This window comes from Dyadobacter tibetensis Y620-1 (assembly GCF_000566685.1).
GTDB lineage: Bacteria > Bacteroidota > Bacteroidia > Cytophagales > Spirosomataceae > Dyadobacter > Dyadobacter tibetensis.
In genome coordinates this window covers 448,075-472,026 of record NZ_AZQN01000001.1, presented here as the reverse complement: position 1 = coordinate 472,026, position 23,952 = coordinate 448,075, and the positions used below count along the sequence as shown (strand labels likewise).

General features: G+C 41.9%; 17 protein-coding genes. 8 read left to right on the top strand and 9 right to left on the bottom strand.

Going from position 1 to position 23,952, the window contains the following annotated elements; all coding sequences use genetic code 11:
* Window positions 1–46: 46 nt before the first annotated feature.
* Window positions 47–532, bottom strand: a complete 486-nt coding sequence (locus tag X939_RS0101970; RefSeq protein WP_025761591.1) for a deoxycytidylate deaminase — start codon at window positions 530–532, stop codon at window positions 47–49.
* A 104-nt stretch (window positions 533–636) separates the two neighbouring features.
* Between X939_RS0101970 and X939_RS0101965 the strand changes: the two genes are divergently transcribed.
* Window positions 637–1,683, top strand: a complete 1,047-nt coding sequence (locus tag X939_RS0101965; protein WP_157493012.1) for a DUF922 domain-containing protein — start codon at window positions 637–639, stop codon at window positions 1,681–1,683.
* Here the strand turns inward: X939_RS0101965 and X939_RS0101960 are convergent.
* From X939_RS0101960 to X939_RS0101950, 3 genes are read right to left on the bottom strand one after another with little or no spacing between them, the layout of a single operon-like run.
* A complete protein-coding gene (locus X939_RS0101960) occupies window positions 1,674–3,722 on the bottom strand; it encodes a ComEC/Rec2 family competence protein (RefSeq protein ID WP_025761588.1) in 2,049 nt (682 codons plus the stop codon). The two genes, X939_RS0101965 and X939_RS0101960, sit on opposite strands and share 10 nt — an antisense overlap.
* Before the next feature lie 7 nt (window positions 3,723–3,729).
* The gene (locus X939_RS0101955; RefSeq protein WP_025761586.1) at window positions 3,730–5,022 is read right to left on the bottom strand and encodes a M43 family zinc metalloprotease; all 1,293 of its coding nucleotides are present in this window, start codon (window positions 5,020–5,022) and stop codon (window positions 3,730–3,732) included.
* Entirely contained in the window at window positions 5,003–5,953 is a 951-nt protein-coding gene (locus X939_RS0101950) for a PhoH family protein (RefSeq protein ID WP_025761585.1), read from the bottom strand. Before X939_RS0101950 ends, X939_RS0101955 begins: the two co-directional genes overlap by 20 nt.
* A 235-nt stretch (window positions 5,954–6,188) precedes the next feature.
* Here X939_RS0101950 and dnaB point away from each other — a divergent pair, with 235 nt between their 5' ends.
* Entirely contained in the window at window positions 6,189–7,802 is a 1,614-nt protein-coding gene (gene dnaB / locus X939_RS0101945) for a replicative DNA helicase (RefSeq protein WP_025761584.1), read from the top strand.
* 77 nt (window positions 7,803–7,879) lie between these two features.
* On the opposite strand, the gene rlmD is transcribed toward dnaB, so the two are convergent.
* The gene (gene rlmD, locus X939_RS0101940) at window positions 7,880–9,277 is read right to left on the bottom strand and encodes a 23S rRNA (uracil(1939)-C(5))-methyltransferase RlmD (protein ID WP_025761582.1); all 1,398 of its coding nucleotides are present in this window, start codon (window positions 9,275–9,277) and stop codon (window positions 7,880–7,882) included.
* A gap of 58 nt (window positions 9,278–9,335) precedes the next feature.
* Here rlmD and X939_RS0101935 point away from each other — a divergent pair, with 58 nt between their 5' ends.
* Both X939_RS0101935 and X939_RS0101930 read left to right on the top strand, forming a co-directional pair.
* Window positions 9,336–11,537: a T9SS type B sorting domain-containing protein gene (locus X939_RS0101935; protein ID WP_229235933.1), complete on the top strand. Its 2,202-nt coding sequence runs from the start codon at window positions 9,336–9,338 to the stop codon at window positions 11,535–11,537.
* Window positions 11,538–11,868: 331 nt separating this feature from the next.
* Window positions 11,869–13,191, top strand: a complete 1,323-nt coding sequence (locus X939_RS0101930; protein WP_229235925.1) for a putative porin — start codon at window positions 11,869–11,871, stop codon at window positions 13,189–13,191.
* Between the two features lies 1 nt (window position 13,192).
* Here the strand turns inward: X939_RS0101930 and X939_RS0101925 are convergent, their stop codons facing one another.
* The 3 genes from X939_RS0101925 to X939_RS0101915 all read right to left on the bottom strand — a co-directional run bounded on the left by X939_RS0101925 (window position 13,193) and on the right by X939_RS0101915 (window position 17,225).
* A complete protein-coding gene (locus X939_RS0101925) occupies window positions 13,193–13,651 on the bottom strand; it encodes an SRPBCC family protein (RefSeq protein WP_025761579.1) in 459 nt (152 codons plus the stop codon).
* A 115-nt stretch (window positions 13,652–13,766) separates the two neighbouring features.
* A complete protein-coding gene (locus X939_RS0101920; protein WP_025761577.1) occupies window positions 13,767–15,887 on the bottom strand; it encodes a Tex family protein in 2,121 nt (706 codons plus the stop codon).
* A 120-nt stretch (window positions 15,888–16,007) separates the two neighbouring features.
* Entirely contained in the window at window positions 16,008–17,225 is a 1,218-nt protein-coding gene (locus tag X939_RS0101915; protein ID WP_025761576.1) for an RsmB/NOP family class I SAM-dependent RNA methyltransferase, read from the bottom strand.
* Between the two features lie 190 nt (window positions 17,226–17,415).
* Between X939_RS0101915 and X939_RS0101910 the strand changes: the two genes are divergently transcribed.
* The 4 genes from X939_RS0101910 (at window position 17,416) to X939_RS0101895 (ending at window position 21,351) form a co-directional block, all read left to right on the top strand.
* Window positions 17,416–17,871 (top strand): SRPBCC family protein, encoded by a 456-nt coding sequence (locus X939_RS0101910; protein WP_025761575.1) that lies wholly within the window; start codon window positions 17,416–17,418, stop codon window positions 17,869–17,871.
* A 321-nt stretch (window positions 17,872–18,192) separates the two neighbouring features.
* The gene (locus X939_RS0101905) at window positions 18,193–18,639 is read left to right on the top strand and encodes a DUF2147 domain-containing protein (protein WP_044198350.1); all 447 of its coding nucleotides are present in this window, start codon (window positions 18,193–18,195) and stop codon (window positions 18,637–18,639) included.
* Window positions 18,640–18,770: 131 nt separating this feature from the next.
* Complete coding sequence (locus X939_RS0101900; RefSeq protein ID WP_025761573.1) at window positions 18,771–19,715, top strand: helix-turn-helix transcriptional regulator; 945 nt, start codon at window positions 18,771–18,773, stop codon at window positions 19,713–19,715.
* Between the two features lie 349 nt (window positions 19,716–20,064).
* Window positions 20,065–21,351 carry an O-acetylhomoserine aminocarboxypropyltransferase/cysteine synthase family protein gene (locus tag X939_RS0101895; protein ID WP_025761572.1) on the top strand — a complete coding sequence of 429 codons (1,287 nt, stop codon included), beginning with the start codon at window positions 20,065–20,067 and terminating at the stop codon, window positions 21,349–21,351.
* Window positions 21,352–21,656: 305 nt separating this feature from the next.
* On the opposite strand, the gene X939_RS0101890 is transcribed toward X939_RS0101895, so the two are convergent.
* Window positions 21,657–23,744: a S9 family peptidase gene (locus X939_RS0101890; protein WP_025761571.1), complete on the bottom strand. Its 2,088-nt coding sequence runs from the start codon at window positions 23,742–23,744 to the stop codon at window positions 21,657–21,659.
* Window positions 23,745–23,952 lie beyond the last annotated feature (208 nt).

Sequence of the window (23,952 nt, the reverse complement as noted above, 5' to 3'; positions counted from 1 at the left end):
GGGAGACCGATTTCGTTTTGGAAATCGGCCTCCTCTCCCAGTCCCCCTACCCTACAGCGGGAGCCTCATACTGAGCTACTTCAACTCCAAATCGCTTGAGGAATTCCACTCCTTCCTCTATGGCTATGCCCTTATAAGCGGCATAAGAATGAAGAAATATCACCTTTTTTATCTTCATGGTATAGATCACCCGGGCACATGCAATACAGGGCGCTAAGGTTACAAAAAGTGTTGACCCTTCGATATTTGATCCATTTTTTACTGCAAAAAGGATGGCATTCTGTTCGGCATGTAAGGCAAGCGAACAGCTTCCTTTAGCATCTCGCGGGCAGCCCACTTCCGGGAACTCTTCGTCACAATTATGTGTACCTGCTGGGGGGCCATTATAGCCTATTGAAATAATGCGGGTGTCTTTCGTTAAGACGGCACCGACCTGCGCTTTTATGCAATGTGAACGTAAGGCAAGGTTTTGTGCAAGGTCCATAAAGATATCATCAAAATCGGGACGGCTTGCGGTAGGCTGTAAAGTCATTATCGTTGGTTGCGGAAATAAAATACGAAATTAAGGAAAGCATGGGTGGCATTCAATATAAGGTACCCTTTTGGGTCAAATTTATCTTCATTTTCGTTTATATAATGAAATCGGAGGCTGCTCGATGCCAGCCTGAGTCTCTCACATATTCACTGCCAAGTCCACCGAAGACATCAAAAGATCTTAATTTTTTTGTGGTCAATACGGTAGATCAACGAAATCTTCCAGGTAAGAGAGTCGGACAAGTAATACATTTTGGAAAAGTAACAGAGTTGCTTCTTAATAAATCAGTTGAAGACGCATTATTAGCTTATTATCAAAGACTTGCCCCTGAAATAAAGGAAGGACAAATCCCCCTGTATATAGCTATTGAGCACTTTCAGATTCAGGAGAAAAGGGTAGCACCCAATAAGGTAATAGGCGAAGCACGAATCAAAGTAAATTTCCGCTGGTACCGGGATATGCAACCTGTGGAACTTACCAGCTACGAATCCAAGGCGAATTTTACCAGACCAGAATCAAAGGATATTCATTCCCAGATACTCCCCTCACTTTTGGATCAGTCTATTGCTCATTTTGAAAAATGGATGACTTTGAATGCAGGAAGAAATCCTTCACTTTCACGAAAAATAGTACTTCGGTTTAAAGATATGGGTGGGTCAGATGAAAAAGATACCGTTTTTTATTCCCCACTCAGACCTCTGAAATGGACCGATTTCAAGGGAAATTATGCCCGTCCAGGCAGCCGCTATGCAGCAGCTGTATTTACTAGTTTCGCCTATGAGGGCCATTCATATCCAGAGGGAGACCAGTTAGTAGTAGAGATCGGGTTAAAGGTATTTATGGTAAAATCCAATTCCTGGGCCAAGATGAATGCTCGGGAAGCCGGGACGCTGCGTCATGAACAATTACATTTTGACCTTACCAGACTGGCCGCAGAAGGTTTTAAAAAAAGGTTGCTCGAGGCTGAATTGACCGTAGAGGATCATGATAGTGAAATTCAGTATCAATATCTGGAGGCATTCCGTCAGATGAATACAGACCAGAAAGCCTATGATAATGCTACGGGTCATGGCACCAACGCCGCCTTACAGGAGAGCTGGGATAGGAATATCAGTAATCAAATCAAGAAGTTATATTTTCAAAAGTAAAGCGAACCTGAACTAAGGCTATAGTAGTGCGATGGCCTGGATTCAAGAATGATTCTCTGCTGTTTATAGGGCGACAGGAGCCCACCAAGAATAAACTGGGTTGATTCCTGCGACAAATCTGGCATGGTAACAGGCAGAGGGCCGGTGATATAAGCCTTATTAACTCCATTCCAATCTGATACCATAGGTCCATGGTAGAGTATGACTCCGTTACAGTCCAGAATCAACCCATTTTTCAACCTCCTTAGCTCTGGTCTGGACAAGGTATCGTCTATGATAACGAGACGGGTAGCACCTGAGGCAATAGCATAGGTTTTAACAATTGGCAAATAAGCCCCCTTTCTAAATTTCTCATCCTCAACTACGCTCAATCTAAGCTCTCTTCCATATTTCCAGGCGATCACATTCGCATGAGGTATAGAGAAAATGATGGCGGATTTAGAAAAATATCGAGTAGTGGAAATAGCCCCTGAATAAAGAGCCCAGCCCAACAAAGAGAAAAGACTAAAATATAAGAATTTAAGCTGGGCCGATCGAAGCGCCACCCATACAAATATCAGTGACAAATAAGCCAAGGACACTTCTATAATATCCAAATAAAGATCTCTTAATAAATGACCAGGAAGAAGACGTGGTATAGTCACAGCCAAATTGCTCAGATAAGCCGACCATTGTAACCAGAATGCAGACACATTCGCTAACCACTCGAGGCCCATAGACTGAAAAATAAGGAGTGCCAAAGCACTCTGAATCAGGAATTCGGCCAATATCAGAATCAACGGATTCACCAGCCAGAAATAAACAGGGAATTGATGAAAGTAATAAACCGCTAATGGAAAAGTAGCTAACTGGGCCGACAGCGATAGACAAGTAACTTCCCATAGAAATCTGGTAAATCTTGCTTTTGGAGACCAGAGGTATTTAATGCTTTTATATAGCAAGAATATGCCCGTCATAGCCGCATAGGAAAGTTGAAACCCGACATGATAAATGGCGCGAGGCTCTAATATCAGGATGATAAGGGCTGAAATGGCGAGGGTATTGATTGAAACCGACTGACGTTGATAGGTCTGGGCCAATAAAATAACGGAAAACATAATAGTGGCTCTGACCACTGAGTCAGGCAATCCGGTGAGCAATGCATAAAAAGCCAGAATGAGTAACATAATCGTTAAATAAACAAGCTTTCCCCACCTCCATTTTTTTAACCAACCCAATAATGCCGCAAACACCAGATATAAAATTCCTACATGCAGACCTGAAACTGAGAGTATATGTACCGCACCAGAAACCGCAAAGTCATCGACCTGCCCACCTCGCAAATCATCCCTTCGGCCCAGAAGCATAGCCTTGACCAACGCATAGCCCTTGTCATCCGCTATTGCCTTTCGGAATATGGCATCAGCAGCCTCCGAAACCGACAATGCAGCTCTGAGTGGTAACCAGACACCGGTCGTAGGAAGTATTTTATAATCTTCCTCTTGTATAAAATCGGTCCTAAAAATACTTTTATCCCTTAAAAATCTACGATAATCAAATTGGTAAGGATTGAGTGGCGCAGGTGGAATTTGAGGCTCCCCTATTACCATCAGATGCATTCCGGGTGAAGGAATGTTCTCTACGCTGGGAGGGATCATAAGCAACAGCCGCACATTAACTTTATGCCAGTGGCCTCCACTGTTAACTCGAACGATTCGGGCCGGTAGATGAAGGCTATTCGAGCGCTTCTGAGGAAGCCCCTCTATAAGCGCCACATAAGACTTTACCTGTAGAAAATGAGGATCTGTTATTGCCCGATAGTAGTTCCAATTATCCCGTTGCATAATAAGTAAGCCCAGGAATAAAATTGACAGCAACAGACATAAGCCGGTAGAAACCAAAAAGCGATAGCTGTAGGCAGCTATCGCCAGAATAAAGCATAATAATATAGCTAATATATTATAAAATTGAGACTGCAGACTAGCAGGCAGCCACTCGGCGGCCAAGAGTCCCAAACTATAGCTAAGGACAAACCCCACAAAAGGTGCCCGCGATATCATAAGACGCTTAAAGTATAAGGAAGCGTTTTGTTACAGTTTCTACCTCGGTTTGAACGCGAAGAATATAAATTCCAGCCGCGACATTGGACATATCAATATTAGACTGATTCTTGATATTTTTTTTTATTAATGTTCCGCTGCTATTAAAAATATCCATGGTGTAGTCGGCATAGTCCGGACTATAAATATCCGTTCTTAACAGATCAGAAATAGGACTGGACAAGATATCTACGGTTAGTCTATTTTCTGACCTGCGAGAATTTGCTACTAATCGCGCCCTTCTGGGACTCAGATTTAAGACAGCATGAATTCGTTCCGTCTGATCATTTGTAAATAGTCCCATACAAACATCGGGAGAATAATCCATATAGTTATCAGTCATATTTCTGGTTCTTATACCGGAACAAGTGGAATACACTGGTAAGCAGTTTAGGTCAGTAACCTGATTGGAACCGGAAGCAGCAGGCGTATCATCACAATAATCATCTCCGCAGACACTATCTCCCCAAATATGTATAAGTCCCAACCAATGCCCAACCTCATGGGTGGTAGTTCGTCCCAGATTGTATAAGGCACTGGTAATGGGTCTTGCATTGCGTCCAAAGTATCTGTAGTCTATCATAACCCCATCTGTATCGGGACTATCTTCTGCACTGGGCTGTTCCAATCCTAAAGTACCCTGGGTAATTTTGGTTACTACAGGAAACTGAGCCGATCCTAGGTAGTTCCCACTCAGTTTACATACCCATATATTTAAGAACCGTTCGGTAGATCTGGGAGGTGCAATTGCGGCTAATTTGGCTGCGTCTGAGATAGGGTCAAATTCTTTTACGGCAGAATAAATTCTTACGATGTTAACAAGCTTAAATCGGATTTTAGTATCGACCCCGTGCGTCCCGGAATAAAATGTGGTAATGCCCGAACGATTACCATAATCTTCATTGAGAATATCGATCTGACTCTGGATCTGAGCCTCTGATATATTCGTCTCCTCCGCCCGTGATGTAGCATTTATATTTGTGGACTGATGTACAACATGCACCACTACGGGTATAATTACTTCTGAAATGGCCCCGGTCCGTAGAGAGGCCCTGGAAGACATATCTAGGTAACTACTGATCAACTTTTCTCCCTCCTGCCGATTTTGCAGAAGTGCGGGGTTTTGTTGAAATTTAATAGAATCCCGATCCGACGTTGCACATCGATTCAGCAATTCCTGCATGGGCTGAGCATAGGCCCCGGCTATATAGACCGAGGCCATAAAGAATATGACAGAAAACCTATTTTTCGAACTTATCATAGGCCGCAAGAATATCTTTTACCAGGCGATGGCGTACCACATCCGTACCATCAAGTTCTACAAAACTGATACCCTTTATCCCTTTTAACATCTTCATGGAGTCGACCAATCCCGATTTAAGGTTTTTAGGAAGATCAATCTGAGACATATCTCCCGTTATCATGGCCTTACTACTTGGCCCCATCCTGGTCAGAAACATCTTCATTTGCATGGGTGTAGTGTTCTGAGCTTCGTCAAGGATAATAAAGGCATTATTCAGTGTACGTCCTCTCATATAAGCTAAAGGCGCTATTTCAATTACTCGACTTTCCAAGAAAAGTTTCAGCTTTTCCGGAGCGACCATATCGTCTAGCGCATCGTAAATAGGCCTTAAATAGGGATCTATTTTTTCTTTCAGATCGCCTGGTAAAAAACCCAAATTTTCTCCCGCTTCTACAGCCGGTCGAGTAATAATTATCTTTCTAACTTCCTTATTTTTTAATGCTTTCACCGCTAAGGCTACAGCCGTGTAGGTCTTACCCGTTCCGGCAGGGCCAACCGCAAAAACGAGGTCAAATTTACCCGCCGCTTCAACCAGCTTTTTCTGATTATCCGTTTTGGCTTTAATCGTCAATCCTTTATTTCCATAAAGTATGACCTCATCATCATCCTCATCCGCCGACTTTACATGAGGTCTGTCCTGAACATTCAGAAGTCCTTTAACTTGATCATTGGTTATTTTGCCATATTTCTGATAATGAAGCATTAAAGAATCGAGTAATTCAGAAATTTTCATAATCTCCGGAGCAGTCCCTTGAATTTTTATTTCATTTCCACGAGATATAATCTTGCTTTTAGGAAAGGCAGCTGCTACCTCTTTAATGTTCGAGTTGTGGATGCCCAGGAAATCGACCATTGATACGTCTTCAAGCGTAATAATTTTTTCGAGCAAGCGATCTTTTATTTAGTGTTACGAGATATTTTATTTTTTAGTAATAATAACCAACAATTGGTAAAAAACATGCCATTTATCTAGAAAATCTTGTCATCCCCTAATGGAGTAATAGAAAATGTAGAAGTCAACTATTTCATTTACAGGATGGGAAGGTCCATATCAAATAAAGATTTGCCTTCAAGGGACTAGATACTTTTCATAGTGCTGTCCAATGACTAATTTTGCAGTAACCATGGATAAGCAAAACTCGAACACCAATTTTAATAAAACAGCTGGCCGACCGTCCTCGGCCCGCAGAACTGTAGCCGGTCGTCCTGCGGGCATCGACCAGTCCTTCAGTAAGTTACCTCCTCAAGCACCTGACCTGGAAGAGGCAGTTCTGGGAGCGTTAATGATTGAGAAGGATGCGCTTACCGCCGTAGCAGATATTCTCAGACCAGAGAGCTTTTATAAGGAATCCCATCAGCGTATTTACAAGGCTATTATTACCCTCTTCGCCGATTCGGAGCCTATCGATATGCTGACTGTAACGGCCAAACTACGTAGCACGGCTGAGCTTGAAATGGTGGGAGGAGCTGCCTATATTATGGAGCTCACTTCGAGGGTTAATTCGGCAGCAAATATCGAGTTTCATGCACGGATTATCTCGCAAGCCTCTATAAAAAGAGAACTAATAAAAATCAGTTCAGAAATACAGAAAGAAGCCTTTGAAGACACTACTGACGTCTTTAACCTCCTGGATAAAACCGAGCAGGCGTTATTCCAGATTTCTGAAATGAATATCAAAAAGAATTATGCCGACATGGGCGCCTTAATGCGGCAAGCCTTGGCGGAACTAGATGAGAAAAAGAATAATAAGGATGGGCTAACCGGCGTTCCTTCAGGATTTAGCGCACTGGACAGACTCACCTCGGGTTGGCAAAAGACTGAACTAATGATCCTGGCGGCGCGGCCGGGTATGGGGAAGACGGCCTTTGTAGTATCTTCGTTGCGAAATGCCGCGGTGGACTTCAACATGCCTGTTGCCATATTTTCTCTGGAGATGTCCTCCGTGCAATTGGTCAACCGGCTCATATCGGCGGAAGCCGAAATTGACAGTGAAAAAATAAGAAAAGGAAGTTTGGCTCCTCATGAATGGGAACAGCTACATCACCGGATACATCGCCTCACCAATGCACCTATATTCATCGATGATACCCCGGCCTTGTCCATACTTGAGCTTCGAGCCAAATGTAGAAGGCTTAAGGCTCAGCACGATATTCAAATGATCGTAATTGACTACCTTCAGCTTATGACTGGTGACACGGGTGGTAAAGGGGCTGGCAACCGGGAACAGGAGATCGCGATGATTTCCAGATCTCTTAAAAACCTAGCCAAGGAACTTGATGTTCCTGTAATTGCCCTGTCTCAGCTAAGCCGTGCTGTTGAAACCCGAGGAGGAGAAAAACGTCCTCAGCTATCCGACCTAAGGGAATCGGGGTCTATTGAGCAAGATGCCGATATGGTTATCTTCCTGTACCGTCCCGAATACTATGGCATTACCGAAGACGAAGCTGGAAATTCCGTTGCTGGAATAGGAGAAGTTATACTCGCCAAAAACAGGGCCGGTTCCTTGGATACAATTCAACTACGATTTATTGGCAAATACACCAAATTTACGGATTTGGATAGTCAGTTCGCCCCTGCCCCATTTGCCACCGATAGGCCTCTACCTTCTACCGGCAATCCTATTGCTTCCTTCGAGAGCAATACTGCACCTGTATCGTCAGGGGGAACCCTACGGAGCCGGGCAAATGATCTGAGTAGTTTCGATTATAAAGGCCCCTCTGAAGAGCCACCATTTTAACCACTATGGGATTTACTGTTAAAAGAAACTAGAGCGGATATTTCGACCATCCGCTCTAGTTTCTTTTTAACGATATACTACCTGCGTTTTAACAAGGCTATATTTTCTACATGATGTGTGTTGGGAAACATATCCACCGGCTGAACCCTTACTACTTCATAGTATTCTGACATTAGGGCTAAATCTCTGGCTTGGGTAGCTGAATTACAACTTACATATACCACCCGATCGGGAGCAGCACGCAAAATGGTTTCTATCACAGGCACATCCATGCCTGCACGCGGAGGATCCGTTATGATTACATCGGGACGACCATGTTTCTTTAAAAATGCATCATTGAGTACATGACGCATATCTCCTGCATAAAATTCTGTGTTCGTAATTCCATTCATCTCTGAATTTATACGAGCATCTGCCACAGCAGCCTCCACATATTCCACGCCTATCACCTTTTTGGCTTGTCGGGCAACAAAATTCGCTATAGTTCCTGTTCCTGTATATAAATCATAGACCAGTTCATTGCCAGTAAGACCTGCATATTCTCTGGTAATTTTAAACAGTTCATAGGCCTGATCCGAATTAGTCTGATAAAAAGATTTAGGACCTACATAGAAAGTAAGGTCTTCCATAGTCTCTCTAATCTTTTCTGTACCCGCATAATGAATGACCTCCTGATCCTGATATGAATCGTTTCCTTTCAAGTTAATGATATAATGCAATGAAGAAATTTCGGGATGGTTTTCATTCAAGAATTTCATCACTTTTTCTATATGTTCAGGATGATCCTCTCCGAACTGCACAATGACCATGACGTCGCCCGTATTAGCTGTACGAATAACAATATTTCGGAGTACTCCCTTATTAAACCGTACATCATAATAAATAATACCTTCCCGCTGTCCAAAATTATGAAGGGAGTTGCGAATAGCATTAGAAGGATCGGGCTGCAAATGACAATGTTCTACAGTAAAAATTTTGTCAAAGCGTTTGGGCACATGAAATCCCAAGGCATTTCTATTAAATGGCTCCCCTGAGTCAATCTGTTCCTTGGTAACCCACCGCCAGTTGGAAAATGTAAACTCAAGTTTATTCCGATAATACCGCGTTTCCTCAGATCCTACAATCGGATTAATCTCTACATTCTTAATATGTCCTATTCTTTGAAAATGATCCTGGACCTGCTGTCTTTTAAAACTAAGTTGATGCTCATAGCCTATATGCTGCCATTTACAGCCCCCACAAACTCCAAAATGCTGGCAATAGGGTTGCTGACGCATGGTTGACCGACTATGAATTTTGGTGACTTTGGCTTCCTTTAATTTTTTTTTGGTTTTTACCACCTCCAGATCTACAATATCGCCGGGGGCAACATCCCCTTCTACAAATACTACCCCTTCGTCCGATTTGTAAATACACTTTCCTTCAGCGGCAAAATCAGTAATTTCAACGGATTCATATCTTTGATTCTTAGTCATATTTCTACTTTTATTCTTAGCTTTTGTTATATTTCATAAAACTTCCCGAACCCGTGCGATGATGAAAATAAAGTTTACACTATTTTTCTTATTAGCCTTTGTCCATGCGCAAGCCACTCATATTGTGGGCGGGCATCTTTTTTTCAACGCAAGTCCAACGGCCCCTTATAATTATAACTTGGGTCTTACCATGTATTTCGACGCATTGAATGGAGATGCGGGTGCGGAAGATGAGTATGTCACCCTTTATATCTTCCGAAAAAGAGATAATCGAGCCATTGCCCAAATTCCGGTTCCAAAATTAAGCCGAAAATCTATCACCTACGCTAATCCCTTGTGTGGAATTTCAACTTTACAAACTTTCATGATTACCTATGCCCTCGATGTAAGGCTTGAGGTAACCGCATTTTCCGATCCCGAAGGCTATTACATGATTTGGGATCGCTGTTGCAGAAATAACTCCATCACCAATATCAAGAATCCTGGAGAAGCCGGCAGCCTATTTTATCTGGAAATTCCTCCGGTCTCCAGAAACGGAACCGCCTTTGTCAATTCGTCGCCCTCATTCAGTGAAATCAAAGGGGACTATGCCTGTGTTAATGCCCCATTCACCTTCGACTTTGGAGGTACTGATGCCGATGGTGACAGCCTTACCTATACCTTGATTACCCCTCGACAGGGATTTAGCAGTAGGAGTAACCCCGGCGCACCCGGGCTAGGCGCTTCTAATTATCCATTACTGACATGGGCCGATGGTATTGATGAGCAGAATATCATTCCGGGGCCCAGTCCTTTACGAGTAAATTCAAAAACGGGACTACTCTCTGTTACCGCCTCTCATATAGGCCTTTATGTCTTCGCAGTACGTATCGACGAGTATCGTAAGGGAGAGAAAATCGGGACAGTAACCCGAGATTTTCAGTTAAAGGTAGTTGATTGCCCCAGACAGGACCCTCCTATACTTTTGTTTAAGCCCAAGGGGAGCGACCAGTATACAGACCATTCACAGATAATCAAGATAAATAAAGGAGATCCCAATTGCTTTGAAGTCGCCGTAATCGACCCAACTCCCAATCAAAGCTTAAAAATAAGTGGGCTAGCGCTCAATACAGGAAATAAATATTTTAATCTGCTTCCCGCTCAGTTTAATACCCATACGGGTAAGGACACCCTTCGTTTCGACGTATGTCTGGATGACTGTTTTGTTTCCTATGATAACCGTCCAATGCGACTGGAGCTAATTGCTGAGGACAATACCTGCCCTTTACCTCTTAGGGATACGCTGAGTCTACTAATACAAAGGACAGAAACAGGTAATAATCCACCTGAATTGTCCACGGCTTTGCCCTCAGACACTATTACCGTAGCGGCAGGTAAAAATACCAGCTTCGATGTTTTCTGTAATGATATAGATCTGGATCAATTGGCTCTTTCCGCTTCAGGAAGATCATTTGCGTTAACCGATTATGGCATGGTATTCTTACCAGTTTCAGGCAAGGGTAAAGTGCAGCAAAAATTTTCATGGACCCCTCCCTGCGACGCTAAAGAAGGGGAAGTAATAGCCGTCGATTTTTTAGGAGAAGACCAGCGTTGCTTGGATAACGGACTAAAAAAAATCAAAACCATCTACTTTCTAATTGCCCGTAATGAGAATCATCCTCCATCTATAACGCATAATCACCCTTACGATTCCATCCTATTTCGGATCGATGAACCCACGCCTATTTCTTTCCAGGTAACCGGGAATGATATAGATACCAGTCTTATCATACTAACTGCTCGGGGCCGGGACTTCGATATGAATGAAATGGGCATGCAATTTGATTCCAAGCGAGGGCAATTTGACCTGAGCTCCACCTTTCTATGGAAGCCCGACTGCCGCGTGTTACAGGGCGAAGCCTCTCGGCCATTTCTCATCGATTTCATCATCACTGACCAGGCCTGCAAAGCTGAGACCGATACCGTCTCTATGCTCATAAACGTAGAAGATGTACCAGCTCAAAAGATTCCTGAGCTACCCAATGTGATTACTACCAACGGTGATGGAAAAAATGATTGCCTCATTTTAGACGACCTACCGGCAGATCACTGCAACCAATTTTTTATAGACTTTACGGTATACAATAGGTGGGGCAAGAAAGTACATTACACCGGTTCAAAAGACAATTGGTGCCCCACTGATATTTCGGCAGGATTCTACCACTACTTATTGCGCTATAGTAATCAAAATATAAAAGGAGGGTTGACTATAATGAAATAGTATCATACTAACGATTCTTACAATACTTTTATAACGTATGTATAGTATACTACTTTTAAAAAGATATATCACCAGTTTCATCTAAAGCTATGCTTCCATCGATCTCTAAATGAGGACAATGGGCAATATAAGTATGTTACTTTTTATACTTATTATATAAATTAAAAGTTCAATTAATACCATTTGCTTCAGAAGAGTTAATAATTATTGAAGCATTTCCTTCCGCATGTTAAAGACTATCCTGTTCTTTGCATAAATTTTGACTGCTCCCCTTTTAAGGTGCAGTTAAACAAATTAAAGCCAGACATCAATCAAATAATTTTAGCCTATAATGAAAATCAAGTTAACCGCTACGGCGATTTTCTTCCTTTTTTTCCTACCATCTCAGTCCAGAGCCCAGCGTTTTTTGATGGATATGGTGGATACGACCAACCAGATGGGCAAGGGTATGCTGGGAATATACGAACGATATAATAGGGTTAAGTTGAGCGGATATATACAGCCACAATTTCAGTTTACGTCGGCAAAGGGAGCAGAAACTTATGTAGGACCCAATTTTGCTGACAACGCGAATAATCGTTTTATGATTCGTCGGGGACGTCTAAGGGTCGACTATGCCCATATGAATAAGAAGGGCCAGCCAACCTCCTATTTTGTATTCCAATTCGATGGTTCGGAAAGAGGAGTGGCTATCCGAGATTTTTGGGGAAGATTTTACGAGAATAGATTTAAACTTTTTGCACTTACTACCGGGGTATTTGCCCGACCATTTGGACATGAGATAAATTTATCGTCTTCCAATAGGGAATCCCCGGAACGCGGACGAATGTCTCAGATATTAATGAAAACCGAACGGGACATTGGTGCCATGCTAACGGTCAGCAGCCGGACCTCCACCACTGGGCTTAGTAGGTTAAAATTAGATCTTGGTGTATTTAATGGTCAGGGCTTGGCAGGGCCAGTAGATTATGACAGTCATAAAGACGTGATCGGAAGAATAAGCCTAAAACCTACTACGCTTCAAGATAAGAATGAAATCATCCTTTCAGCAGGAATCTCCGGATACCTTGGCGGTATAACCAGCCAGGGAACTGAAATATACCGTACCCAACATAGCTCAAATCATTTTCAGGCAATCAGAGACTCATCGGCGAAGAACATCAATAAAATATCTCCTAGAGAATACTTAGGTGCGGACCTACAGCTTAAAGTTAATCCTGAGCCTTATACTACAGAACTTCGTGCAGAATATATGTTCGGAAAGCAGACGGGTACTCAAAATAGTAGTGAATCTCCCGGAGAATATCCCATGATCAATAACATAAAGGCCCCATTATACATTCGTAATTTCAATGGAGCCTACTTTTATTTGATCCAGAATCTAGGCAATGACGACCATCAGTTGATTTTCAAATATGACTGGTACGACCCCAATCGCAAGGTAAAAGGGGCAGATATTACTGCTGAACGAGGATTTTCTGCGGCAGATATCCGATACGATACCTTTGGCCTTGGCTACCTCCATCGGGCCAATAGAACCCTGAAGTTTATATTTTATTATGATATGGTCCGAAATGAATCTACGGCTTTACAAGGATACGCCCAAGACCTTTCCGACAATGTCTTTACCTGCAGGGTACAGTACAATTTCTAGGCTACAGAATTCCAAACCGCTCTGTGAGTACCTTGGTTCGATAGGCAAATATATCCTGGACCTGTTGATGGATATAAAGACGGTCTACCAGCGCTCCAATGGGGCCAAACGGAATTTTGTAATGGAGCAAATCCTCCATTAAAGTTCCACCTGGTATGGGAGTAAATCGATGCTGATGATGCCAAAAGGCATAGGGCCCGAACCTTTGCTCATCAATGAAATATTGCTGCTCGACTACCTGCGTGATTTCGGTAGTCCATTGTAGGGGGATACCTAGAATTGGCTTAACCGTATAATTAATGATTTGCCCAGGATACATTTTACTGCCCTGATGACGGCTGAGTACAGTAAAATCCATATAGGCTGGGGTAATTTCCTTAAGATTCAGAGGACTTGAAAAGAACTCCCATGCCTGAGCCAGATCTATCGGTAGCTGCTGTTTAAAATATAATTCTTTCATAAAAATATAAGAGGCTTTATACAGCCCAACAAGTAGCAGCCAGGCGATGTTCGATAAATCTCTATAATATTTTCTAAATATCATTGGGAAATATGTATTCCCCAATGATATTACTTTACATACCTTTCATACTGAGCGCAATACGCTTTCTATTTAGGTCAACCTCCGTAACCTTTACCTGAACGACTTGCTGAAGTCTAACCACCTCATTGGGATCTTTCACGAATTTATCGGCTAACTGTGAGACATGCACCAGTCCATCTTGTTTAACACCAATATCAACAAAGGCGCCAAACGCAGTGATATTGGTAATAATACCGGGCAGTACCATTCCTTCCCTTAAATCCTCTGGCTTACGTACCGATTGATCGAATGAAAACTTTTGAACAGGTTTCCTGGGATCTCTGGAGGGTTTTTCTAATTCCTTCAAAATATCCTGCAAAGTTGGTAACCCTACATCCTCCGATACATATCGTTGAAGCTGTATTTGCCTTCTCTTTTCACTGTTATGCATCAGTTCAGCAACGGTCGTCTGTAAATCTTCAGCCATTTTCTGAACGATTCCGTATCTTTCTGGATGAACCGCACTAGCATCTAAGGGATTTTTAGCCTGATCTATTCTAAGGAATCCAGCGGCTTGTTCGAAGGCTTTATTCCCCAGTCGTGCTACCTTAAGTAACTGTTGTCGACTTTGAAAGGCACCATTAGCCTGCCGGTAATCTACAATATTTTGAGCCAAGGCAGGCCCTAGTCCGGAAACATAGCGTAATAGGTGCTTACTGGCCGTATTCAAATTGACCCCCACCGAGTTTACACAACTTTCCACTACAGTGTCCAGGGCTGACTTTAGAGCGGATGGATCTACGTCATGTTGATACTGCCCTACACCAATAGATTTCGGATCTATTTTTACAAGTTCTGCCAAAGGATCCATTAGCCGACGTCCAATAGAAATCGACCCTCTAACGGTAACGTCTTTGTCGGGAAATTCTTCACGAGCAACATCTGAAGCAGAATAGATGGAGGCTCCCTGTTCACTTACCATAAACAGTCCTATTTCGTCTGTTTTGCCAAGTTGCTGCAGAACTTTTAACACAAAATCTTCTGTTTCCCTACCCGCGGTTCCATTACCCACTGCTACGGCCTCTGCCTTATATACCTGGAGCAAATCTGTAATTACAGCAGCGGCTTCTTTACTACGGTCGAAAGGATATATGACCGTATCGGACAATAAGGTACCCTGAGGATCCAGTACAACCACTTTACAGCCAGTTCTATACCCCGGATCAATGGCAATTACTGTTTTCTGACCCAAAGGAGAAGCTAATAGGAGTTGGCGCAGATTATCGGAAAAAATTTGAATTGCACTGATATCAGCCTTTTCCTTAGAGAAATTCGAGAATTCTGTCTCCATACTAGGCCGCAGCAGTCGTTTATAACTATCAGAGACGGCCAGAATTAATTCGTCTTTGGATGACTCCGTGCCCTTTACAAATAGCCGGTCGAGCTGTTCAAGGGCTTTGTCTTCATCAGGGGCGATTGATACTGATAAAATTCCTTCTTCCTGGCCGCGACGAATGGCTAGTAGTCTGTGTGAAGGAATTTTAGATAAGGTCTCAGAGAAGGCGAAGTAATCTCTATATTTCACTCCATCTTCCTCCTTATTCTTCTTGACCTTAGAAGAAATAACGGCCTCTTTATTAAAGAGATTACGAATTCTGGTTCTCGCATCCTGATTTTCGTTAATCCATTCTGCAATAATATCTCTTGCGCCTTGTAAGGCCGAGTCAACGTCCGTGACGTCCTTCTTCAAATACGTCTTTGCCTCTTGAATTTTGTTATGTAACCTCCCTTCAAAGATAGTTTGCGCCAGGGGTTGAAGTCCTTTTTCAATGGCCAGAATCGCTCTCGTTTTGCGTTTTTGTTTGAATGGTAGATACAAGTCCTCCAGATCGGTTAAAGACCAGGATTGTTCTAATTTCAACCGTAGTTCAGGTGTGAGTTTATCTTGTTCCTGAATGGCTTTCAAAATTGCTTCACGACGCTTTATAACCTCAATTTGCCTCTGATAGGCATCTTTTATGGCCCCAATCTGTACTTCATCCAACCCTCCGGTGGCCTCCTTGCGATACCGTGCCATAAAAGGCACGGTAGCCCCCTCTTCAATCATTCGAATGGTCTGCTCGATCTGGGTTGTTGGGATCGATAGCTCTGAAGATATTAATTTAACATTCATTTAATTTATTATTCTGCATTGTAAAGATTAGTGATCATAATGTTTTGAATTTACATTTATTAATTACACTATAAAAACAAATGTAAACACCAAATAGCTCAGTATTAAACAAAAGTAAATTTAACTTTGTCTAACAAGTGCTGCCATATAGAATCCATCGCAATCCTCTGTCGCTGGATTTGTTCTGCTTTCGGAAACCAAGAGCCATTTTTCAGCAGTATCCGCCAGGAATCCCTGAATCTGTTCTTCAGATTCGGAAGGGAGAATACTACAGGTGGCGTAAACCATTGTTCCTCCTACTTTTACCATTTCGGAATAATCCCGTAAAATAACTCTTTGAGTCTTTTTAATCTGCTGGAGGAACGCTGGTGTTAGCTTCCATTTACTATCCGGATGACGGCGTAAAACCCCTAAACCCGAGCAAGGAACATCCAGTAATAATCGATCTACGCGACCATGCAAGCTATTAATTTCATCTAAAGATCTTGTTTTAATTATTTCCACTCCCGCTCTTTTCGCTCTACGCTGCAACTCAAACAGCTTGGCAGGTTCAGTATCCATAGCAATAATATTCCCCTGATTCTTCATAAGTGCTGCTATATGCAAGGTCTTACCACCTCCCCCTGCACAGGCGTCTACAACCAATTCACCAGGCTGAGGATTTAAGAAAGGGGCAATTTTCTGAGATCCCACATCCTGTACTTCAAAATACCCCATTTTGAAACTGTCTCTATTGGCCACCTGCTCTCTTTTTAACAGTCTGATGGCAGAGGGAACCTCCTCAACCTGGATCGCCTGTTCGGCTCCAAATATAGCTATAACCTTGTCAGGCGTAGTTTTTAAGCTGTTCACACGTAAATAAAGTGGTGCCTGTCTGTTTTGTGCTTGAAGCTGGGTTACCCACTTTTCCTCTAATTCGGACACTCCTACCTTGTCAAGCCAATCAGGAATAGAGTGAATAACTCCTCTGATCCCTTTTGCCTTTTGGTATCTCAGTTCAAACAAACCTGACAGACTTAGGTTAAACTCGGGCCAGTCTGGTATATCCGTTATGGAAGATGTGCCCAAATGATCGGCTTTTATAGTTAACCAGGCCTGTAAAATCCTCCAGTAATCTTCCCGACTCTCGGGCTCCTCAATCTCGGCAGTATATCGAACTAGCTGCCACCATCTCACCATCTCATAAAGATGTTCGGCTATAAAGGACCGATCTCTTTTCCCCCATTTTTTATTAGACTTTAATAACATATCAACCACCTTATCAGCTTGTCGATTATGCTGAAATATCTCTATCATTCCACCTATCACGGCCTCTGCCAGACTTCTATGTAGCCTCATATAATACGCATTAAGTTCATTTTTGTACCTGCAAAGCTATGAAAAGCTGAATCAGTTTGATACTGAAAGTGATTAAAACAAAATTTCAAGGGGAGCCCTTCGTTATTTGTAACTATATTAACTACCTTGATGACCTGGTCCCTCCATATTTCTCCAACCTGAAACGATAGTCACTCTTATTAATAAGAATATGAGACTTAAAGCGATAACGGAACTATACATTTATAAACCACGCCAGATTATTCAAGAAACGTTGGTAGTGCCAGAGCGCTTAATTGCTTATTTTAAGGCATATGATAATGATTTGAAAGCCACATCGTACGGCTATCTATGGACAAAAAACAAGCATAAAAAGGTAAAATTGCACCTTCATCCTCCCCTTCCTAAGACTGACGAAGTACTGACGTTTACCTGGAATTTTACAGGTATCACTACTGATGTAAGTATTTCTGTGACCGAAATCTCTTCAAATCTTTCAAAGATAATTATTATAGAAAAAGAATGGGATTCCAGCCCCGATGGAATGGCCCAGTATAACAAGCAGATGCGTATCTGGTCTTATTTTGTGGTTAGGCTAAAACTCTACTTGGAACATGGATTAACCATGTATAAAGGAAATAATCTTGGTGGAAGCACTTCTGTCTGATAATATAAGCTCAGCCCAATAAAGTTCTGATTCACTAAAACCGAACACAGTTATATTATTTTTCCCATTCCATACCGATGTAAGTAACTTATTACTGGAATAATAATTGTTTAACTTTTTCAATACGATAAGCAGATCTTACAATACCTGCTAAGCTAAATAAGCCTATTATATGGAGTGTAAATGCTCTTTAAATTGAAATATACAGACGAATACCGATAAAGAAATCGAAATTCTTGATAGTTTAATTTTTTTAGTACTATTTTTGTACATTATAAAAAATAGTACTAATCAAACATTCCTACACCTTAGATGAATGGCATGACCGTTTCAAAATCTTTTGCATTATTTGTTGTTCTACTTTTTCTTTCTTTTCCCGGATTCGGTCAAAACAACCGAGCTGACAAAATTATAGGTGAATGGATAAACGAAGATAAAAACGAAGCCGTTGAAATATATAAGCGTGACGACCGGTATTTTGGCAAACTGATATATGCGAAAGATTTATTACAACGTGATGGAAAATCTTACCCCCAGGACGTCAAAAACCCGGATTCTAATCTTCGCCAGAGAAATTTATATTCAATTGATATTCTACTGGGTTTCCAGTATCAGGATGATCAATGGGAAGGAGGAAGTCTTTATGATCCGAAAAGTGGTCGAACGTATAGCTGCCTGATGAAACTCCAGGATGGTACGCTTCAAATCAGGGGCTATATCGGTATTCCACTCCTTGGTCGGTCATCCTACTGGACTCGCACGCCCTAATTTTGTCAGCCCCGTATCCTGTTAGGCAAGACAAAATCGAAAATTCTGACTTCAGAAAAGCCCAATCATACTGTCAAAAACTGTATATTGGGCTTTAATATTTCCCAATATAGTCAGCATTAGAAATTAAAATGAATCGCTTTGACAGAATAACGGCCATTCTGATTCAACTTCAGTCTAAAAAGATTGTGAAGGCCCAGGAGCTTGCTGATCGATTCGATATAAGTTTACGCACCGTTTACCGGGATATGAACTCTTTGGCAGAAGCCGGGGTGCCACTAGTTAGCGAAGCCGGGATAGGATACTCCCTATTAGAAGGTTACAGACTACCCCCAGTAATGTTCACCCGCGAGGAAGCCCGAAGTTTTATCGCTGCCGAAAAATTAGTCGAAAAGTTTACCGATTCGGCAATTGGGGACAACTATCGCTCTGCCATGTTCAAGATCAAGGCAGTACTTAAGGGCCAGGAAAAAGATATGATAGAAAACCTTGCCGAGCACGTGATGGTTAACAACTTTCAAGAACCTAAACATTCCCAAAAAACCAGCTTCTTAGATCCCATTTTGGAAAGTATTCATGAAAAAAAAGTACTTCAAATAATCTACTGGGCTATAAGTACAGATGTATCTACGGAGCGGAAGATAGAACCTGTGGGCATATACCATGAAAATAATAGGTGGTATACCATCGCCTACTGCCATTTACGAGGAGAATACCGTAATTTCAGAGCCGATCGTATACAGCAGGCCAAAGCTACCGATCAGCATTTCGACCTCCAGCACGCTCCCCTGGCCGAGTTTTTAAAGAGACATAGCATGTCTGGAAATAAACTCACCAAGGTCGTCTTACAGGTCGAGAAGCACGTCGCCAATTATATTATGGATCGGAAATATTATTATGGTTTTATTTCGGAACAGCTCATAGCGGATAAGTTTCAGATGACATTCTTAACCCCCGATATCAAAGAGTTTGGCCGATGGTACCTGATGTTAGGAATGAACGCAACTATAATAGAACCTGAGGAATTAAAGGAGCAGGTAAGGCTTGTCCTGGGCCAAATTGAGGCCAGACTTTAACGTATATATAGTACGTTCAATTTGACAGAGATATAAAGCTCTCCGGCTAAAAGTCACCTAAAACATTAACTATTAATACTTTATAGATATATTATGCTGAATTTATACAACTGAGATTTCCGTAAGCTCAGGTTATAGCCATGTCCTTCGTGTAGACACAAAGCATTGAGACAGCAGCTGAGCCCATAAAAAAGATTGAGCACGTATTTTTGATAAATTATTTTTAAATCAACCTCTGGTTTGATAATTTACACTATAATTGCGAATTCCGTACATTTGACAAAAGTAAAGTCTACATAGTCTATGCTTTACATTGTATTAATCCCAACATATTTTAATAGGTACCACCATGAATTTTGAAACCTTACAATTGCACGCCGGTCAGGAAGTAGATCCCACGACCAATTCCCGTGCAGTTCCATTGTATCAAACCACCTCCTATGTTTTTAATAATTCAGAGCATGCTGCCAATCTGTTTGCCTTAAAGGAGTTCGGAAATATCTATACGCGGATCATGAATCCTACTACGGATGTATTTGAAAAACGTATTGCAGCCCTAGAAGGAGGTGTAGCTGCCCTGGCAACGGCCTCGGGACATTCAGCCCAGTTTCTTGCCATTAATAACATCACCACCGTTGGTGATAATTTCGTTACAACCTCATTTCTGTATGGCGGCACCTTTAACCAGTTTAAAAATTCTTTTAAAAATATTGGCGTTGAGGCTCGTTTTGCGAATGGAGATGACGTGGCAAGTTTTGAAAAGCTGATCGACGAGAAAACCAAATTAATTTACCTCGAAACAATAGGCAATCCAGGTTTCAGTGTCCCCGATTTTGAGGCCTTTGCCGCACTTGCAGCTAAATACGATCTCCCTCTTATAGTTGACAATACCTTCGGTGCTGGAGGTGCTATTTGCCAGCCAATTAAACACGGAGCTCACGTCGTTGTGGAATCGGCCACAAAATGGATCGGAGGACATGGTACTTCTATCGGAGGAGTAATTGTAGACGCGGGCACATTTAACTGGGGCAATGGAAAATACCCTCAGTTCACCGAGCCTTCAGCCTCCTACCATGGTTTGGTATTTAATGATGTATTTGGAATGAACGGCCCCTTTGGCAACATTCAGTTTATCATTCGAGCTCGTGTAGAGGGTCTGCGTGACTGGGGTGCTGCCCTATCCCCCTTCAATTCATTTATGTTCCTGCAAGGGTTGGAAACCCTTTCCTTGCGGGTAGAGCGTACCTGTGAAAATGCACTTAAATTAGCCAAGTACTTACAGGGACATTCCTCAGTGGAAAGCGTAAATTATCCGGGCCTGGCCGATAATCAATACCATGCACTGGCTGGCAAGTATCTGACCCGTGGCTATGGCGGTGTACTTTCTTTCACCTTAAAAGGGGACAAACACACTGCGGAGAAACTCGTAAATGGTCTTAGCATGATCAGTAATGTTGCTAATGTGGGAGATGCCAAAACCTTAATTATCCATCCTGCATCAACCACCCACTCTCAATTATCGGAGGAGGAACAGTTAGCCGCAGGAGTTAAGCCAACAGGACTTCGACTGTCGGTAGGCATAGAGCATATCGATGATATCATTGCCGATTTGGAATCAGCCATTGCCAAATTATGATGGCATTTACCTGCTGTTAATAACTGAATAATTATTGAAAAACGCCGGATCGCTGATCCGGCGTTTTTTTTATTCTTTTAATTAATACAAAAAGTCAGGAATGATCTTTATGATTAATATGGAAAGTTTATATAATACTTTTTATACTATTTGAATGTATAAGACATATCATCTATTTAGCGCATTTAATCTGATTCACTGAGCCACTGAAAATTATACTTTGCTGATTATAAGTAACTTAGTAATTTTACATCTAATATATTTTATATTTTTTAAAAGTATATAGCTTTTAGTATGCACTATTATTACGAAATGGACTTATTTTCAAGTTTAAAGAGAAATGCATACTGTAAGGCGATCTCTTTGAGATAGTCGAACCGTCCTGAGGCCCCACCATGCCCTGCTTCCATATTAGTTTTAAGCAATAATACATGCCTATCTGTTTTCAAGGTTCTAAGTCGGGCCACCCACTTTGCAGGCTCAAAATATTGTACCTGGCTATCGTGAAGTCCTGTAGTTATTAGCATATGAGGATAGTCCTGGGCCTTCACATTATCGTAGGGTGAATAACTTTTCATATACGTATAGGCCTCCGGGTCTTTTGGATTTCCCCATTCATCAAATTCATTCGTGGTAAGTGGTATACTTTCGTCGAGCATCGTAGTCACCACATCCACGAAGGGCACATCCGCAATCAAGCCATTCCATAATTCGGGGCGCATATTGGCCACCGCACCAATTAACAAGCCTCCGGCACTACCTCCCTCAGCATACAGATGAGCAGGTGAGGAATATCCTTCCTGAATTAGATATTCGGCGCAGGCTATGAAATCCGTAAAGGTGTTGCGTTTCTGGAAGAGCCTTCCCGATTCATACCACTGTCGCCCCATTTCCTGTCCTCCCCGAACGTGTGCAATGGCAAAGGCAAAGCCTCGGTCTAATAATGAAAGGCGATTAGAACTAAAACTAGCGTCCAGACTATGGCCGTAAGAGCCATAACCATAAAGTAATAATGGGGAATGGCCGTCCTTTTTAAAACCTAGCCGATATACAATGGAAATGGGCACCTCAGTACCATCTGACGAAGACGCAATCAGCCGTTCTGTTACATATAAGGTGGGGTCATATCCCCCGATCACTTCCTGCTGCTTAATTAAATATCGCTCCCGGCTAATTATATCATAGTCATAAACAGAGCTTGGAGTCGTTAATGAGGTATAAATATAGCGCACCTGCGAGGCATTGTAATCCGGATTTGCCCCTAGGTACGCCGTATATGCAGGTTCGCCAAAGTCTACATAATGTTCCGTGTTGGACTTAAGCTCTCGAACTCTAAGCTGGACTAACCCATTCTTGCGCTCACTTAAAATCCAGTAGTCCTTAAATACATCGATTTCTTCTATCAGAACATCGGGACGATGGGCAATGAGTTCGCTCCAGCTGCTCACACCTGTCTGATTGAGTGGAGTGGACATCAGTCTGAAATTTTGAGCCTTCAGGTTTGTCAGGATCAAAAACTGATCTTCATAATGATCTACTTCGTATAATACCTCTGGCATCCGTTCCTGAAATAACTCGAAAGGTGCTTCTGGTGTATCGGCATTTAAGTAGCGATATTCCGAGGACAAGGTTGCTGACGAGGCAATGAAAATAAATTGTTCAGAACGACTCTTGCCAACGCCAATATAATTGCTTGGATCTTTTTCATGATATACAACCCGATCGGCTGCAGGATTATCTCCAAGCACATGGGATTTTATTTTTTCACTCAGTAAGGTCTGCTGATTTTTTTCGGTATAGAACAATGTTTTACTATCATTTGCCCAAACTGAATCGCCAGAAGTAGGAAAAATAGCCTCTGGATACATTTCTCCCGTTCTTAAATTTTTGATATATAAAGTGTATTCCCTCCGCGATTGAGCATCGACTCCGAAAGCCAGCAACTCATTGTCGGGACTCACATTGAAACCAGATACCGAATAATAGGAATGCCCCAGTGCCATTTGATCCACATCCAACAAAAGCTCTTCCTCTGCCTCCAGACTCCCCTGTTTGCGGCAATATTTAAAATACTGCTGACCTTCCTCACTCCGGACATAATAGTAATACCCATTTTTAAATACCGGTACAGATTCATCCTTCTCCTTTATTCTTCCTTTCATCTCCTTAAAAAGCGTGTCCTGCCATGATTTCGTATCCGCCATCATGGCTTCCGTATAGTCATTCTCTGCTTCCAAGTAAGTAATAACCTCGGTGCTGTCGGGCCCCTTCCTAAAGAAATCGGCCATCCAGTAGTACTCATCATTTCTAATATCTCCATGGTAGCCTGAATCGTAGTCCTTCTTATTGGCCATAGGTGGGCTTATCTGTGGCCATATTATCGTTTTTTTCAAGGTATAAAATTTAAGATTTTAATTGCAAATCTATCAAATTGCTCACAAACCAGACTCTTTTATAATGAATTATCAGAAATTATTACCTTTTATTACTTTTAATATGTTCTTTTTTATTTGTTTCTTTTATAACATATTTTTTATTTTATTATTACTATACTTTTAATACTTATCATTTATATAAAAAGTAATATACGTATGGTACATA

Coding starts and splice junctions, on each gene's coding strand:
- X939_RS0101900 (WP_025761573.1), top strand. CDS start 18,771: ATGAATCGCTTTGACAGAATAACGGCCATTCTGATTCAACTTCAGTCT.
- X939_RS0101910 (WP_025761575.1), top strand. CDS start 17,416: ATGAGACTTAAAGCGATAACGGAACTATACATTTATAAACCACGCCAG.
- X939_RS0101915 (WP_025761576.1), bottom strand. CDS start 17,225: ATGAGGCTACATAGAAGTCTGGCAGAGGCCGTGATAGGTGGAATGATA.
- X939_RS0101920 (WP_025761577.1), bottom strand. CDS start 15,887: ATGAATGTTAAATTAATATCTTCAGAGCTATCGATCCCAACAACCCAG.
- rlmD (WP_025761582.1), bottom strand. CDS start 9,277: ATGACTAAGAATCAAAGATATGAATCCGTTGAAATTACTGATTTTGCC.
- dnaB (WP_025761584.1), top strand. CDS start 6,189: ATGGATAAGCAAAACTCGAACACCAATTTTAATAAAACAGCTGGCCGA.
- X939_RS0101925 (WP_025761579.1), bottom strand. CDS start 13,651: ATGAAAGAATTATATTTTAAACAGCAGCTACCGATAGATCTGGCTCAG.
- X939_RS0101960 (WP_025761588.1), bottom strand. CDS start 3,722: ATGATATCGCGGGCACCTTTTGTGGGGTTTGTCCTTAGCTATAGTTTG.
- X939_RS0101970 (WP_025761591.1), bottom strand. CDS start 532: ATGACTTTACAGCCTACCGCAAGCCGTCCCGATTTTGATGATATCTTT.
- X939_RS0101905 (WP_044198350.1), top strand. CDS start 18,193: ATGACCGTTTCAAAATCTTTTGCATTATTTGTTGTTCTACTTTTTCTT.
- X939_RS0101895 (WP_025761572.1), top strand. CDS start 20,065: ATGAATTTTGAAACCTTACAATTGCACGCCGGTCAGGAAGTAGATCCC.
- X939_RS0101965 (WP_157493012.1), top strand. CDS start 637: ATGAAATCGGAGGCTGCTCGATGCCAGCCTGAGTCTCTCACATATTCA.
- X939_RS0101955 (WP_025761586.1), bottom strand. CDS start 5,022: ATGATAAGTTCGAAAAATAGGTTTTCTGTCATATTCTTTATGGCCTCG.
- X939_RS0101930 (WP_229235925.1), top strand. CDS start 11,869: ATGAAAATCAAGTTAACCGCTACGGCGATTTTCTTCCTTTTTTTCCTA.
- X939_RS0101935 (WP_229235933.1), top strand. CDS start 9,336: ATGATGAAAATAAAGTTTACACTATTTTTCTTATTAGCCTTTGTCCAT.